Origin of the sequence: Rhodoluna sp. (assembly GCF_024641065.1) — a bacterium.
Taxonomy (GTDB): domain Bacteria; phylum Actinomycetota; class Actinomycetes; order Actinomycetales; family Microbacteriaceae; genus Rhodoluna.
This window is the reverse complement of sequence record NZ_JAHEDV010000033.1, coordinates 1-12404: the sequence shown is the minus strand read 5'-3', so window position 1 is coordinate 12404 and position 12404 is coordinate 1. Positions and strand designations below refer to the sequence as shown.

Sequence of the window (12404 nt, the reverse complement as noted above, 5' to 3'; positions counted from 1 at the left end):
TCACACTTTTTAGTGACGACGCCTTCTAGTTTTTAGCATCGTGGCTCCGGCAGCAATCATGGTCAAGCCCGCTGCAAGTTGCAAGAGGGTTGAGTCGGTGCCGCCGGTGTCAGCCAAAACTTCGTTCCGGTTTTCAGGTGCTCCTGTTTCACCATCCACTACTTCCTCATCCACCGGTTCCTCTGGAGTTGGCGAATCAGGATCAGAGATAAGGAATGAGCGAGTCACGCTAGTGGCTGGTGAATAAGTTCCGTTGCCCGCTTGACTCGCCTCGATGGTGCAGGTTCCCGCTGCAACGAATGTAATTACGCCGCCAGAAATTGTGCAGACACTCGGGGTGCTCGAAGTTAAGGTAACCGCGAGTGATGAGTCAGCTGTCGGAGCAATCGTCAAAGTGCCATCACCGAGCAATTGATCGTTTGGCTGTTCAAAAGTAATCACCTGAGGCAATAGGGCCTGAGTGTCACTTCCCAGTGGAGTCGTGTAAGGGGTCAGTGATTGAAGTGTAAATTCACCTTCGCTAGCCTCTCCATCCACTGAATCGAGTGAGTAGTTTCCGGCCGGCAAGCCATCCTGGTTCACTTCACCGCCGGTAGGGGTCAGTGTAAAGCAAACATCGTCGGAGTTATCTCTGATGTTGTCTTGCCCGGCCCAGCAAATAACCACTTCGGTATCAGCTGGTTGATTTAGAGGGTCACGAACTTCAGCCTGAATCGATCCGTCACCTACAAGCCCAACCCAACCAAAACCAGCAGAACCTGCAGGAACAAGCACCAGGGCCTGGCCATCGCTGGCCGCACCTTCAGAGTCGTAGGTTACGCTCAGTTCCGCTGGAGGAGTTGCCGAGACCAACCATTCGCCCTCAACAACGCTGGTGAATAAGAAGGCGCCGGTTTCGTCGGTGGTGATGTAGGTGGTCGACTGAGCGGTAATCCTGCGGGCTGCGATTCCGGTAGTTACCGCAGGGTCATCCAGGGTCACTGAAACACCCTTGGCACGGGGCTCCCCCTCGTCTTCGACACCGTCGCGGTCAAGGTCAATCCAAACCACTCCGGCAATCGACTGAGAAATAGCGGCAGGCGGGGTTGGGCCGGCTGGTGGCACGGTCAACTCATTCAACTCTCGTTCAAGGTCGGCTGGGTCAGCAAGGGTAAAGGAGCCCCCAAGTTCCGACTTCAAAGCGGCGTCTTCGTTTGCTCCCATGTCGTCAAGTTCATGAAGCGCGCGAGCTTTTGCATCTGCTTCGGTCTCGCCGGCTGGGCGGCTTGAAACCTGAGCCTCGATGTATTGTTTAGCGTTTAGCGACTTACAAACCCCGAAATAACCGTCGGTTCCATAGAAGATGCTCTGCGCGCGAGGTTCATCCCAGTTGTACCCGGATGTAAGTGAGTTGCCGCTGGTGAACGGAGGAATGATGTCGCCCCAGTCCTTCTGGTTATTTGGATACGTAATGTCTTTGTTGAACACCTTGTGAATCGTGGTGCCATCGTTGTAGCTCTCGTTGTGGGAGGTGTGATCGTTGTTTCCCTGGCCATCAGCAGCGTTCTTAGAAACCGTGATTCGACGGTAAGGGTTGGTGGTTGCATTGGTGCGGTGGCAAATGGTCACCTTGGTTGCTGGGCGAGCATCAGCTTCGTCAACGATTATCAAGGCAGGGGCCATTGCCAAAAAGACCGACGCGAGGATGCCGAATGTCAGCGCCTTTTTGCTCTGAACGCGAATTTTCACTTGTGCCACCAATCGTCTGTGCAAAGAATATTCGCAATAGCGAAGTATTAGACGAAATTAGCAATCTATATGGTCGCAAAAGCGAACATGCTGGGTTTACCCAACATTGTGCGACCGGTTAAGTCAAAAAAACCAGACCAAGTTGAACTTGTCTGGTTTTTTGTTGGTGCGGAAGGTGGGACTTGAACCCACACGCCTCGCGGCGCTGGAACCTAAATCCAGTGCGTCTGCCAATTTCGCCACTCCCGCATGCCTTATTACTATAAGCCATCTCTCCTGTGGATAACTTCGGTTCTGGCAAAAAAGTTGAATAAATATTGACCTTCTTCAAGAAAAGAGGGCTTCGATGACTAATTTGCTGCAATCGGTGAGTGCGCGCACCCGGCAGTTCATCCTTGATGACAAGCTCACTGTTGAATCGGCTATCGACAAAGCCATGGATGAAGTGATCGAAAAAAGCCAAATCACTTTGCCTGAAGAGTCTCAGGTGCGCGAGGCTCTGGTTCATAGCATCCAAGGATTCGGCGTTCTGCAAAATTTGCTCGATGACGAAGGTGTTGAGGAGATTTGGATTAACTCACCGAATGAAATTCGAATTGCCAGAAATGGTGTAGCCGAGGTCGTCTCTGTTTCAATGACGGCGAGTGAGCTGGCTTCACTGGTTGAACGAATGTTGAGGAGCACCGGCAGGCGCCTAGATAGGTCAACTCCCTTTGTTGACGCATCGCTAGCCGACGGTTCGAGGCTGCATGTTGTGATCCCAGAGATTACGCGTGATCATTGGGCGATAAATATTCGCAAGTTTCCGCGCAAGGCACTGCTCTTGAGTGACCTCGTGCTCAGGGGCGCAATCGGTATTGATGAAGCGCTCTTTCTGAGCGAAGCAGTAAGAGCCGGCAAGAATATCTTGGTCAGCGGCGGAACGCACACTGGCAAAACCACTCTGCTAAGCGCACTGCTTGCCGAAGTGCCAGATGAAATGCGTGTGGTGAGCGTCGAAGAGACTTTTGAGCTCAATTTGCCGAACCGTGACTGGGTGGCGATGCAAACTCGTCAGGCAAACCTTGAAGGCGTGGGCGAAGTAACGCTCAGACGTTTGATCAAAGAGGCCCTTCGCATGCGGCCGAATCGTCTGGTGGTTGGTGAAGTTCGAGAAGCCGAGAGTCTCGACCTGCTAATTGCACTGAACTCAGGAATGCCTGGAGCCTGCACAATTCATGCGAATTCTGCCGCTGAAGCAGTTTTGAAAATCAGAACCCTACCCCTGCTAGCTGGCCAGAACATCGCCACTGAATTCGTCGACCAAGCGGTTGCCTCGTGCATCGACCTAGTGGTGCACTGCTCGATATCGGCCGATGGTTTTCGCCGAGTGGCTGAAATCGCTGAAGTTGGGCGCGATTCAGGCTCCAAGCCCGTTGCCAAGTTGCTACCTTTCGATCAGGTTTGTGATGAAGTGGCTTAGATCTTCACTCGAGGGTGCCGGATTGCAGCGGGTTCGACCGATTGATTTCTTTTTATCGCTGTGTTTTATTTCGGCGATTTTGGGCTTGGTAATTTCGGCAATCAGTGGTGTTGCGCCACTCGGTTTATTCAGTGGTCTAGGCACATTAGGTCTTGGGCTCGAAATGCTGGCAACTCGAGCCCGAATGCGAAGGCGCGAGTTAACCAAACTCTGGCCTGAGGTTATAGATGCAATTTCTTCGGCGGTGGTCTCGGGTGTATCAGTTGCCGATGCCCTAACTGAACTCGCTGATCGAGGCCCAACTCGACTGCGCAATGCGTTCTTGGGTTTCAGTTTTCGCCTGGATTCAGGTTGGCAGCTCGCAGATGCGCTCGACTGGTTAAAGAGTGAATTTGGCGATGAGCATTCAGATCGACTTCTCGAGGCCTTGCGCTTAGTTACTCAAAATGGCGGTTCAGCAATCAACACGATTCTTCGTATTCAGGCAAAGCAGCTCAGACAAGACCTTTCACAGCGAGCCCAAATTGATTCCAAACAGGGATGGGTGGTCGGCACCGCCAAAATTGCAGTGGCCGCACCATGGCTCATTGTTGGCATGCTTTCGATGCGCGCTGAAAATGCTGCCATTTATAACTCTCAGTCGGGTGTGGGTATTTTGCTGCTGGGATTCCTGATATCCCTATTTGCTTACCGACTGATTCATGTTTTAGGTGCTCTGCCTCAGGGCGAGCGGGTATTCGCATGATCGCCGTGGCTTTCCTGATTGGTGCTGGTGCGATTGCTCTTGTTCTGCGAGCGATGAGCCTAACTGCTAGCAATTCGCTGATTTCGAGAATCTCACCTGATCTTTCTCTCAGCCCGCAGCTGCAAGAATTCAGATTTCGAAACCTTCGAAAGTCCTTCTCGGCAGTTCTCAGAACTCAAACACTTAGTTCTAGGCGCAAATCGCAAATTCAAAGTGAAATGCCAGATGTCATTGATTTTCTTTGGGTGGCGACCAGCTCGGGAATGAGTCTGCTAAGTGCAATTGAACTTTTAGTTTCGAGGGCCTCAGGTCAGGTGAGTCACGAGCTTGCCAGGTTTCTTCAAGCTTTGAATCTTGGTGGCGATTTTGAATCAGAACTTGAATCACTCGCTAAACGACTGCCGGTTCGGCAGGTAGAAGAGTTCACTCACAAAATTGCGCTTGCCATAAATAGAGGTTCACCGTTGGCCCAGATGCTGGGTGAACAGGCGAAGAGTGCCAGAGACGAACTTCAGAATGCATTACTTCAGCGAGCGGGCCGCAATGAGACTCGCATGTTGATTCCATTGGTTTTTCTAATCTTGCCCGTGACCGTGCTCTTTGCCATTTATCCCAGTTTGCAACTGCTGAATCTGAACTATCTATAAAAGGAGAAAAATGAACACCAGGAAATTACTCAGTGATGACACCGGCGACGTACCAGGTTGGGTCTTGATCACCCTCATGACGGCTGGGCTGGTCGTGCTGATGTGGTCGGTGGCCGGGCCAGCTTTGCAAGGCGTATTTGATTCGGCAATGGATAAGGTTGTTGCTTTTTAGACGGCAGGGGCGCAACTTAGATTTCTGGCGCAGCGAACGTGGTTCAGCTGTGATCGATTTTGTTCTGGTTGCACCAATGCTGCTCATGATGACAATCACAGTGGTGACGGTTTTGCTTGCTAACTTTACGCAGATGATTTTGCTCGACAGTGCCTCTGAAGGCGCTAGATTCTCAGCCCTCGCCGATCAAAATGCCGAATCTGGCTGTTTGCGGGCAAAACAACTCGCCGAATCGGCGCTCGGGCAAATATGGAATGTTGAACAGGCTTGTTTTATAGATGGTTCGGTTCGGCCCAAAATAGCCACGGTTGAGCTCTCGGCATCGATACCTGGTCTGGGCTTTTTACCTGAAACTTTGAAAATCAAGGAGGTGTCAATTGTTGCCTTGGAACTTCAAAGATGAATCGGGTTCGGCAATTCTTGAGTTGGTAGTTTTCGGTTTCGCGCTTCAGCTTTTGGTGATGATTGCGGGTTTGAATGTTTTGGCGATACAAAAAGATCAAATCACTGCTGAATCAATCGCTCGGCACTCGCTTCGGTCATACCTTTTGTCGCAGACTGACCCAGAATCTACAGCTCGAGAAATCATTGACGAGAGTAAGTCGAAATCGAACTTGTCGCTGAATCTAGTTTGTGAACCCGATTGCGAAAAACCGGCCAGTGTCGTCACTCTCGAAGTTAACTTAGGAAGAGCGAAGGCGGCCGCGACCATGGTGCATCCGTGAGGTCTGAACGGGGCTCAATAACTCCGCTAGCTCTGGGGGCCACCCTCTTCACAGCACTGGTGATTTTGGCGATTTCTCTCGGAAGTTCAATGTTTGTGGTTCAAAAGCGGCTTACGACTTTGGCCGAAGGTGCCGCTTTAGCGGTCGCTGCAGATCAAATGACCGTCAACGAGTTTTTAGCCCTCGCCCGAAACGGAGAAAAGTACCGCTTAGAGGTAGCCCAAGAAAAGGCCGAAGATGGGCTAACGGTTCAGGTTTCGATTTGCACTAGTTTGGCTCTCGGGGGCTGGTTTGTTTCTCACCCCATCAAAGTATGTGCAAATGGAGCAGCTAGATCTGAATAGTTGTCGCTTACTTGATGCCGTGATGCGGTAGGTAGCGCCACATCAACCAAGCGCCGAACACAGAAAGCCCACCAATGGTAGTGAGCCCGGCAGCAAGGCTGATGGTTGCAGTGAGAACTGAAAGAATTGGCGCAGCTGCAGCGATTCCGCCATCCAAGAATATTCGGTAAGCAGCCAAGAACTCATTGCGGGCACCGGCTGGTGCAAGGTCGGCACCAATCACCATGACCAAACCAGCACCCATAGCGTTAGCTACCGAAAGCACAATTGCAACGGCCAAGAATGACCAAGCATCGGTAGATAAGCCAATTAGACCCAGCCCGATACCCATTGCCACCAGAGTCGGCACCGCGGCGAATCGGCGACCACGCTTGTCAATTGCCTTACCTCCCACATAGAAGAGGGCAAAGTCAAGGGCACCGGCAAGGCCAATCAAAAGTGCCGCTTGTTCAACAGGAAGCCCGATGAATAAAGCCCACAGGGGCAGGCCAATATTTCTTGCTGTTCTGGCAAGGGCCAAAATTCCGGAGGCTGTTCCAAGGGTCAGCAGCTTGTGGCGTTCCGCGACAGCAACTTTCCAAACTCCACCGGCAACGTTCGGGGGAGTGTCGGCCATAGCCTCGGGTTTGGTTGTCAGAAGCGTGATTCCGGCCAGTCCGCAAAAAACAACGGCCATCCAGTAGACCGACTCAATGCCAAACCAAGCAATCACGCCCGCACCAATCAGCGGCCCAAGAAAGCTTCCGAGGCGAAACATTCCACCAAGAATCGATAGCGAGCGAGCGCGAAACTCAAAGGGAACCGTCTCAGCTATGTAGGAGTGGCGTGCCAGGCCAAAAACAGATGCCGTGCCGCCGATGATGAAAACTCCCAGCCCGAGCATAAAAATGTTGGTGGCAAAAACTGAAAACAAAATGCCAGTAGCAGCAACAAAAGCCGCTGCAATCATCGACCTGCGCTCGCCGAGTCGATTCACCAATCTTGCTGCTGGCAAATCGGCCAAGACCGTTCCGAACATGACTAAACCGGCGATGATTCCGGCAGTTGCTAGGTCGGCACCCATGTGCTCAGCGCTCGCGGGAATGATCGGAATAAGACCAGCCTCGCCAATTGAGAAAAGCACTGCCGGTAGGTAAACCGGCATGACAAGTTCTTTGACTTTGAACTTAGATTTGCCTGGCATCTAACAATTATCCCTCTCGCCTAAACTAGGGGTGACATGGCAGAACTAGACCTCACTTCAGAAATACGCGAGCTGCGTTCGACCTTTGCTGATATCAGCCAAGTAGTTGACGCCCCAAAGCTGGCTGCCGAGGTTCTAGAACTCAAAGAACAGGCCTCTGACCCGAATATCTGGGATGACCCTGCGAACGCCCAGCGAGTGACGAGCCACCTTTCGCAAAAACAGGCCATGATCACCAAACTTGAATCGGTTCAGACTCGCCTGGATGACCTCGAAGTTCTCATCGAAATGGCAAATGCCGAGGGTGATGCCGCAGAACAGGCCGAAGCCAAAAGTGAGCTTGCTTCGCTCCAGGTGTTGATCTCAGAGCTTGAGGTGCAGACGCTGCTCAATGGTGAATACGACGCGCGATCTGCCGTAATAACCATTCGCTCGGGTGCTGGCGGCGATGATGCAACAGATTTTGCTGAGATGTTGATGCGCATGTACCTGCGATATGCCGAAAAGCACAAAATGCCTTTTCAAGTACTCGACACATCATTTGCCGAAGGCGCTGGCATCAAGTCGGCAACCTTTGAAATCGATGCCCCATTTGCTTTTGGCACCCTCTCGGTTGAAGCCGGCACTCACCGCTTGGTTCGCATGAGCCCTTTCGGTGCAGCCGGAAAGCGCCAGACTTCATTCGCTGCAGTTGAAGTTGTTCCGCTTATTGAACAGACCGATGTAGTGGACATCCCAGAAAACGACATTCGCATTGACGTGTTCAGGTCTTCTGGCCCAGGTGGTCAATCAGTTAACACCACCGATTCTGCAGTTCGCATCACCCACCTTCCGACTGGCACCGTGGTGAGCTGTCAAAACGAGAAAAGCCAGATTCAGAACAAGGCAGCAGCAATGCGCGTTCTGCAGTCACGCTTGCTTGAGATTCGTCGTCGCGAAGAAGATGCCAAGAAAAAACAGATCGCCGGCGATGTCAAGGCAAGCTGGGGCGAACAAATGCGCTCGTATGTTTTGGCGCCTTACCAAATGGTCAAAGATCTTCGCACCGAGCACGAGGTCAACAACCCCGGTGCCGTTTTTGATGGCGACTTGGATGGATTTATCGCTGCCGGAATACGCTGGCGCAAGCAGACACAACAGAGCGCCTAAGTCGCATACCCTCGGCCTGAACTTAGGCTGGACTCATCATGATTCGCATCGAAAACGTCACCAAACAGTACAAAGGTTCGGCACGGCCAGCTTTGAACTCAGTTTCGCTCGACATTGAAAAAGGCGATTTTGTCTTTCTAGTCGGAACCTCAGGTTCAGGTAAGTCTTCACTCATGCGACTAATGCTCCGCGAAGATGTTCCGACCTCTGGCTCAGTTCACGTGCTTGGTGAGAATCTGGTTGGTATTCCAAGTCGTCGCATTCCTTATTTTCGTCGTCGTCTCGGAGTGGTCTTTCAAGACTTTCGTTTGCTACCAAACAAGACTGTGGCTCAGAACGTAGCGTTCAGTCTCGAAGTTATTGGCAAGTCGCAGGGATTCATCCAAGAAGCAGTGCCAGATGTTTTGCGTTTGGTTGGTCTCGATGGCAAGGCTGATCGCCTGCCGAGCGAGCTTTCAGGTGGTGAGCAACAGCGCGTTGCCCTGGCTCGCGCAATTGTGAATAAGCCTGCCCTGCTCTTGGCTGATGAGCCAACCGGAAACCTCGACCCGGCAACATCACAAGACATCATGGCTCTGATTGAGCGCATCAATCTCAATGGCACAACAGTGGTGATGGCAACCCACGACCGCGGAATCGTTGACCGTTTGAAGAAGCGCGTTGTTGAGTTGAAGCACGGCGAAATTATCCGTGACGAAGTTGGTGGCACCTACTAATGAAGTACATAATCAGCGAGATTCGTCAGGGTATTTTTCGCAATGTTTCTATGGTCATTTCTGTGGTTTTGGTGACTTTTATTTCACTCACATTCGTGGGTGCAGCATCTCTTCTGCAGATGCAAATTGGCCAGATGAAGACTTATTGGTATGACCGAGCCCAGGTTGCAATTTATATGTGCAGCGATGTATCGCCAGCTGATGCGTGCCCACAGGGTGAGGCCTCGGATGACCTCAAGGCTGCCGTTGAGGCAAAACTACAGTCAGATACTTTGAGCGCCTACGTCGAGAAGTTCTACTTCGAAAACCACGAACAGGCATACGCGACCTTCCAAGAGCAATTCAAAGACAACGCGGTTGCCAAGTATGTGACTAAAAACCAGCTGAATGAGACCTTTTGGGTCAAACTAAACGACGCTCGTGACAGCAAAATCATCACCGAGAGCTTTACCGGAGTCGCGGGTGTTGAAGAGGTTCGCGACCAGCGCAGTTATCTTGATCAAATATTCAGCATCTTGAATGCCGCTTCGCTTGCTGCAATCGGCATCGCAGTTTTGATGCTTTTCTCAGCGGCTCTGCTCATCTCAACCACAATTCGCCTAAGCGCATTTAGCCGCCGTCGCGAACTCGGAATTATGCGACTTGTTGGTGCCAGCAACTTCTACATCCAGTTGCCGTTCATCCTTGAAGGTGTTGTTGCTGCAACTATCGGCTCTATCTTGGCCGGCGGTGCCGTGTTGGCGATTGTTCAGTTCTTTGTTCAGGGGTACCTGGCTCAGAGTTTGCCGTTCACCAGTTTTGTAGGGCTTGCTGATGGTTTGCTAGTTGTTCCAATTCTGATTGGTGCCGCAATCTTGCTTTCAGCTGCAGCATCTGGTCTCGCGATTCGCAGATACCTGCGAATATAGAAACCTTATGCCTAGAGAACGTGGTCAAAAAGTTGTTGCGAGTAACCGCAAGGCTCGTCACGACTACCTGATTATTGATGTGTATGAGGCTGGAATGTCTCTAACCGGCCCTGAAGTGAAATCGCTTCGAGCTGGCCGCGCATCGCTGGTTGATGGTTATGCAACTATCGAGGGCGGCGAGGTTTGGCTAGAGAACGTCCATATTCCTGAATACACTCAGGCCACCTGGAACAACGGCCCTTCAAGACGCCGTCGCAAACTTTTGCTTCACGGCCACGAGATTTATAAACTCATGGGCAAAATCAAAGAGTCTGGCTACACGCTCGTTCCGCTTTCTATTTATTTCAAGGATGGCCGAGCCAAGGTTGAGATCGCTCTGGCTAAGGGCAAGCGCGAATATGACAAGCGTCAGACTTTGAAAGAGCGCCAAGACACACTTGAGGCATCGCGAGCGATGTCGACTAAGGGCAAAGACTGGTAATTCACAGTCATCTCTCAGCCTCAGGCCTACTTAATGTGGGTGCTGGGGCTTATCCTTTTAACAACCACGAAAGCCAGAGGTTTTGGCCTGCGGGTTGATGGTAACTAAATATGGGGATGATCGGTTTCGACAGTGCATGTGTAACTGGAAGAAGCGGGTCGAGAATGTAGCGTCAACTCGTTAATGTCCGCTGCAAACTATAGGTGCTAAATCATCACGCACCGACTTCGCCCTAGCTGCTTAAGTTAGCCCCGAAGTCCGTTAGATCAGATTTGATTTCGTTCTGAACCCTAGCGTCATTTAGAGATCTTGCTGAGTAGTTGTGTCGAAGGGCTGCTCGGGACTTTCACTTTGGCTGGGCCCGTCGGATATGTCGCTTCAAGCTAGTGCCGGGGCCGAGTAGAACCTTATTGAAGCTACACCCGTAGAAGAGTCAGAAACTCTGTATTGGACGGGGGTTCAATTCCCCCCATCTCCACTCAGACTTCGGTCTACGAGTCATCCCATACGCTAAGGCCCACCAGAAATGGTGGGTTTTTGCGTTAAATTCAGTAATCGCCTCAGGTAACCTTGTCTCGAAGCATTGTTGTTAATAATTATTTTTTAGCTTCATTCCACTATTCAAATTAGAGAAATGAAGAAAATGAACGACAAAATCACCAAACAAAAACTAAAGCACGAAGAGTCAAAGCGTCAGCTTGAAGAGTATGCAGAGGTTAGGCCTCTGCTCGACAAGATGCGACGCAAAAGCTTCGACTATCAAGAGCGCTGGCATGGCTTTGGCTCGCCGGTCGGTCTTGGCATTGGGTTCGCTTTGCTAGGCATCGGAGCTTTTTTCTTTGCGCTGGCAATCACGACATTGCAGTAGTTAGAGAGGGTGGCTCTCGCTCGAAAGGGTGAGAGTCACCTTTTGCTTTAACATTGGTATATGAACTCATCCCAGAACGCCGCCGAATGGTTTGTGACCTATGGTCTGCAAATCTTCGAAATTGTCGGCATTTTGGCATTCGCACTGTCTGGCCTAATCGAGGCTGCTCGCAAAAAACTTGACCTAGTTGGAATGGCTATCGTTACCGGCCTTGCTTCATTCGGCGGTGGAACCTTGCGGGACATCTTGCTCGACCGTCGACCGTTCTTCTGGGTTGAACACCAAGAGTGGATCTGGGTCATTCTCATCATGTGTGCACTCGCGCTTTTGTTCATGAGAGCCCGACACCTTGAGCCAACCGAGCGTTCTATGCAGTGGCCTGATGCACTAGGTCTTGGCATCTTTGCCGCCAGCGGCACTCAGATTGCAATCACCGCGGGCATGCCGGCAATCATTGCCGTCGTTATGGGTGTCATTACCCCGGTATTCGGTGGAGTTCTGCGAGATGTAGTGGTCAATCAAATTCCACGTGCGTTCAACGATCACCAGCCCTATGCGGTCATCGCATTCGCCGGTGGTTGGCTAATTGTTCTCATGAATGCACTCGGATGGCCGGCAATTTGGGCGGTAAGCGTTGGCGCTTTCATCATGATCGCCCTAAGAATTTCGGCAATCGTATTTAGCTGGCGTCTGCCAACCTGGCGAGTTTAGTTTTTTAGCAGGCTTCGCTAGAAGTCTCGGTGCAAGGAGCCAATTGGGCCACGCGCTGCGGAGTAACACCCAGTAGAACCGCAATATCACGCATGGTTAGGCCGCGGTCGCGCATGCGACTCACAACATCACGAATCTCATTAGAAGCTTCTTCTTGCAGGCGAGTGGCAGTGCGCATTTTTTCTTGAGCGGCTTCAATGTCGCAGATGATGCCAGGCATGACAGCCTCGACCTTAACCACGATGTCGCACTTCTCTTCGCCGGTAACCTCAGCAGCCATCAGTTTGATCTGCTCGGTTGCTTTGTCTAGGCGCTTGGCGGTGGTCTTGAAGTTGCCAAGCTCCGGAACGGCAATTAGCCATCCGTCTTCTTGACGCTCACACAAGGCTTTGACCTCCATGCAGACCACCTACTTCCAAATTTTGTCTAGGGCTACTTGACTAAATAAGTAAACCCGTGCTTTACTAATAACTGTAAGTCGGATTCACCGACAAATCAAGACTACAAAAGGAACTCACATGAACTACGTATATGCAATCGCGGGTCTAGCCCTGTCGGTTTTCGT

Annotated in this window: 16 protein-coding genes, 1 tRNA gene and 1 other RNA gene; 14 read left to right on the top strand and 4 right to left on the bottom strand. The window is 51.3% G+C overall.

What is annotated here, in order from left to right:
* Nucleotides 1-9: 9 nt before the first annotated feature.
* A complete protein-coding gene (locus tag Q0L26_RS05940) occupies nt 10-1737 on the bottom strand; it encodes an SdrD B-like domain-containing protein (protein ID WP_296648696.1) in 1728 nt (575 codons plus the stop codon).
* A 155-nt stretch (nt 1738-1892) separates the two neighbouring features.
* Nucleotides 1893-1977, bottom strand: a tRNA-Leu gene (locus Q0L26_RS05935).
* A gap of 97 nt (nt 1978-2074) precedes the next feature.
* Here Q0L26_RS05935 and Q0L26_RS05930 point away from each other — a divergent pair.
* From Q0L26_RS05930 to Q0L26_RS07145, 7 genes are all read left to right on the top strand, one after another.
* Nucleotides 2075-3190 (top strand): ATPase, T2SS/T4P/T4SS family, encoded by a 1116-nt coding sequence (locus Q0L26_RS05930; RefSeq protein ID WP_296648693.1) that lies wholly within the window; start codon nt 2075-2077, stop codon nt 3188-3190.
* A complete protein-coding gene (locus Q0L26_RS05925; protein WP_296648690.1) occupies nt 3177-3935 on the top strand; it encodes a type II secretion system F family protein in 759 nt (252 codons plus the stop codon). Before Q0L26_RS05930 ends, Q0L26_RS05925 begins: the two co-directional genes overlap by 14 nt.
* A 218-nt stretch (nt 3936-4153) precedes the next feature.
* On the top strand, nt 4154-4582 hold the full coding sequence (locus Q0L26_RS05920) for a type II secretion system F family protein (protein ID WP_296648688.1): 429 nt from the start codon (nt 4154-4156) through the stop codon (nt 4580-4582).
* 10 nt (nt 4583-4592) lie between these two features.
* On the top strand, nt 4593-4754 hold the full coding sequence (locus tag Q0L26_RS05915) for a hypothetical protein (protein ID WP_296648685.1): 162 nt from the start codon (nt 4593-4595) through the stop codon (nt 4752-4754).
* The gene (locus Q0L26_RS05910; protein WP_296648683.1) at nt 4741-5157 is read left to right on the top strand and encodes a TadE family protein; all 417 of its coding nucleotides are present in this window, start codon (nt 4741-4743) and stop codon (nt 5155-5157) included. Before Q0L26_RS05915 ends, Q0L26_RS05910 begins: the two co-directional genes overlap by 14 nt.
* Nucleotides 5132-5479 (top strand): hypothetical protein, encoded by a 348-nt coding sequence (locus Q0L26_RS05905; protein WP_296648680.1) that lies wholly within the window; start codon nt 5132-5134, stop codon nt 5477-5479. Before Q0L26_RS05910 ends, Q0L26_RS05905 begins: the two co-directional genes overlap by 26 nt.
* Nucleotides 5476-5823: a pilus assembly protein TadG-related protein gene (locus Q0L26_RS07145; protein ID WP_366518402.1), complete on the top strand. Its 348-nt coding sequence runs from the start codon at nt 5476-5478 to the stop codon at nt 5821-5823. The genes Q0L26_RS05905 and Q0L26_RS07145 overlap by 4 nt, the downstream gene beginning before the upstream one ends.
* A 7-nt stretch (nt 5824-5830) precedes the next feature.
* On the opposite strand, the gene Q0L26_RS05900 is transcribed toward Q0L26_RS07145, so the two are convergent.
* On the bottom strand, nt 5831-7006 hold the full coding sequence (locus Q0L26_RS05900) for an MFS transporter (RefSeq protein WP_296648678.1): 1176 nt from the start codon (nt 7004-7006) through the stop codon (nt 5831-5833).
* Between the two features lie 36 nt (nt 7007-7042).
* On the opposite strand from Q0L26_RS05900, the gene prfB reads away from it, so the two are divergent.
* The 7 genes from prfB (at nt 7043) to Q0L26_RS05865 (ending at nt 11839) form a co-directional block, all read left to right on the top strand.
* Nucleotides 7043-8155: a peptide chain release factor 2 gene (gene prfB / locus Q0L26_RS05895; protein WP_296648675.1), complete on the top strand. Its 1113-nt coding sequence runs from the start codon at nt 7043-7045 to the stop codon at nt 8153-8155.
* A 38-nt stretch (nt 8156-8193) separates the two neighbouring features.
* Nucleotides 8194-8871 (top strand): cell division ATP-binding protein FtsE, encoded by a 678-nt coding sequence (ftsE, locus tag Q0L26_RS05890; RefSeq protein WP_296648672.1) that lies wholly within the window; start codon nt 8194-8196, stop codon nt 8869-8871.
* Nucleotides 8871-9779, top strand: coding sequence for a permease-like cell division protein FtsX (gene ftsX, locus Q0L26_RS05885; protein WP_296648670.1), 909 nt, complete (start codon nt 8871-8873; stop codon nt 9777-9779). The genes ftsE and ftsX overlap by 1 nt, the downstream gene beginning before the upstream one ends.
* Nucleotides 9780-9786: 7 nt before the next feature.
* Complete coding sequence (gene smpB, locus Q0L26_RS05880) at nt 9787-10260, top strand: SsrA-binding protein SmpB (RefSeq protein ID WP_296648667.1); 474 nt, start codon at nt 9787-9789, stop codon at nt 10258-10260.
* A gap of 112 nt (nt 10261-10372) precedes the next feature.
* Nucleotides 10373-10741: a transfer-messenger RNA gene (gene ssrA, locus Q0L26_RS05875) on the top strand.
* 153 nt (nt 10742-10894) lie between these two features.
* Complete coding sequence (locus tag Q0L26_RS05870) at nt 10895-11128, top strand: hypothetical protein (RefSeq protein WP_296648665.1); 234 nt, start codon at nt 10895-10897, stop codon at nt 11126-11128.
* 60 nt (nt 11129-11188) lie between these two features.
* Complete coding sequence (locus Q0L26_RS05865; RefSeq protein ID WP_296648663.1) at nt 11189-11839, top strand: trimeric intracellular cation channel family protein; 651 nt, start codon at nt 11189-11191, stop codon at nt 11837-11839.
* Between the two features lie 4 nt (nt 11840-11843).
* Here the strand turns inward: Q0L26_RS05865 and Q0L26_RS05860 are convergent, their stop codons facing one another.
* The gene (locus Q0L26_RS05860) at nt 11844-12239 is read right to left on the bottom strand and encodes a hypothetical protein (RefSeq protein ID WP_296648660.1); all 396 of its coding nucleotides are present in this window, start codon (nt 12237-12239) and stop codon (nt 11844-11846) included.
* Between the last annotated feature and the right edge of the window lie 165 nt (nt 12240-12404).